The 2,146-nt window shown below is 71.1% G+C and carries 2 protein-coding genes; one reads left to right on the top strand and one right to left on the bottom strand.

Features of this window, described 5'->3' with window-relative positions; all coding sequences use genetic code 11:
- Positions 1 to 1,184, bottom strand: a 1,184-nt coding sequence (locus tag VDQ18_RS23510; protein ID WP_323023280.1) for a YcjX family protein, incomplete at its 3' end; no start/stop codon positions are given.
- A 99-nt stretch (positions 1,185 to 1,283) separates the two neighbouring features.
- Here VDQ18_RS23510 and VDQ18_RS23505 point away from each other — a divergent pair.
- Complete coding sequence (locus VDQ18_RS23505) at positions 1,284 to 2,096, top strand: SDR family NAD(P)-dependent oxidoreductase (protein ID WP_323023279.1); 813 nt, start codon at positions 1,284 to 1,286, stop codon at positions 2,094 to 2,096.
- The last annotated feature ends 50 nt before the right edge of the window (positions 2,097 to 2,146 follow it).

Genomic DNA, 2,146 nt, shown 5'->3' with positions numbered 1-2,146 from the left:
CCGCGCACCAGATCGACCTCGCGCCCGCCGTGGCTGCGCTGTTCCTCGACCGTCGAGCGCAGCGCGGCGATCGACATCGCCGCCGTCTCGGCGCCGGAAAACCGCGCCCGGTCCCGCGCCTCGCGCAGCAGGGCCTCGGCCAACGCGGTCAGCCGGGGGTGTTGCGTGTGGTGCAGGTGATCGGCCTTGGTCGCGGCAAAGAGGATCTTTTCCACCCGCCGCCCCCGCAGCATCGAGGTGAAGAACCCGTTCGCCCCGGGCCGAAAGGCGGCCAGAACCTCGGCCATGGCCCGGCGCTGATCCTCCAGCGCGGCGGGTCCGCGATGCACGGCCTCCAGCACGTCGATCAGCACCACCTGCCGGTCCAGCCTGGCGAAATGTGTCTCGAAGAAGGGGCGGATGACCTGCGACTTGTAGGCATCGAACCGCCGCTCCATCTCGCGCCAGAGTGAGCCGCGCTTGCCCTCGCTCGCGGGCAGCGGCGCGAAGGTCAGGACCGGCGAGCCCGCCATTTCGCCGGGCAACAGGAAGCGGCCCGGCGTGCAATCGGACCAGCCCGCCTCGCGCGCGGCGACCAGATAGGCGGTGAATTCGCGGGCCAGCGCCTGGGCCACGCTTTCCTCGTGCCGGGCCTGCGGGTCGATGTTCAGCAGCACCTCGCGGAACACCTCGGCCTGCGGGCGCTTGGGCAGCCGCGCCAGAACCTCGGCCGACCAGCTGGCATAGCTCTTGCCCATCAGCCCCAGATCCAGCAGCCATTCGCCCGGATAATCGACGATGTCGAGATGCAGCTTCCTTGGCCCGGTCAACCCGCCGAAGAGCCCGGTCGGCGCCAGCCGGAAGGACAGCCGCAGCTCGCTCACCGCCCGCGTCCCCTCGGGCCAGCGCGGCGCCTCGCCGGTCAGCGAGGCCAGATGCGCCTCGTAATCGAAGCGCGGCAGGGTCATGTCGGGCTGCGGCTGCAGCCAGGCGCCGCGAATGAGCCCCTGCTGCACCGCCCGCATCCGCTGCATCCGGCCCGGTTCCATCAGATTGTGGACCAGCGCCGTGATGAAGACCGTCTTGCCCGCGCGGCTCAGGCCGGTGACGCCCAGCCGCACCACCGGCTCGAAAAACGCCTCCGACACCGTGTCGCTGACGGCGTCGATCGAATGGGTGATGAGGCCGGTCAGCGAGGATATCACGGGCGCACTCCGTCTTGCCCCCCAAGAATAGGCATTGGCGACAAGGTTTTGAAGCCCACCCCCTTGCCCCGGCCCCGCCCCCGGCCTTAGCTGCGCCTCATGAAGACGCTCCTCTCCCTCGGCCACGGGTTTTCCGGTCAGGCCACCGAAGCCGCCCTCGGCCCCGAGTGGCGGGTCCTCGGCACCTCGCGCAAGCCGGGCGCCGCTGTCCTCTGGCCCGATCAGGCGGCCGGGGCGCTGGCCCAAGCCACGCATCTCATCGCCTGGGCGCCCCCGGGGGCCGAAGGCGACCCGATGCTGCCGATCCTCGCCGATCTGCCCGCGCCGAAACTGCGCTGGATCGGCTATGCCTCGGCCAGCAGCCTCTATGGCGACCATGGCGGCGCCTGGATCGACGAGGGCACGGCGGACGCCCCCGCCACCGGCCGCGGCCTCGCCCGGGCGCAGGCCGAACACGATTGGCGGGCCTTCGCCGAAGCGCGGCGCCTGCCGCTGGCCCTGTTGCGCATTGCCGGGATCTATGGCCCCGGCCGCTCGGCGCTCGACGCCTTGCGTCAGGGCCGCGGGCAGCGGGTCTGGAAGGAGGGGCAGGTCTTCAACCGCATCCATGTCGCGGATCTGGGCCGAATCGCCGCCGCCGCGGCCGAGGCCGAACTGGTCGGCCCCTTGATCTGCGCCGATGGCGAACCGGCCCCCATGGCCGATGTCACGCTCTTCGCGGCGCAACTCCTCGGGATCGAGCCGCCGCCGCTGATCCCCTATGAAGACGCCGATCTCTCGCCCATGGCCCGCAGCTTCTACGAGGACAACAAGCGCCTGCGCTCGCGCCGCCTGGGCCCGGAACTGAAGCTCACCCTGACCTATCCCGATTACCGCGCGGGCCTCACCGCGATCCACGAAGCGGGCTTCTGACCCCTTCTTTGCGCCTCAAATATCCCGGGGGGTCCGGGGGGCTGGCCCCC

This window comes from Pararhodobacter sp. (genome assembly GCF_034676075.1).
In the GTDB taxonomy this organism is placed as follows: Bacteria; Pseudomonadota; Alphaproteobacteria; order Rhodobacterales; family Rhodobacteraceae; genus Pararhodobacter.
The sequence above is the reverse complement of the archived record's forward strand: the minus strand, read 5'-3'. Positions and strand labels throughout refer to the sequence as shown.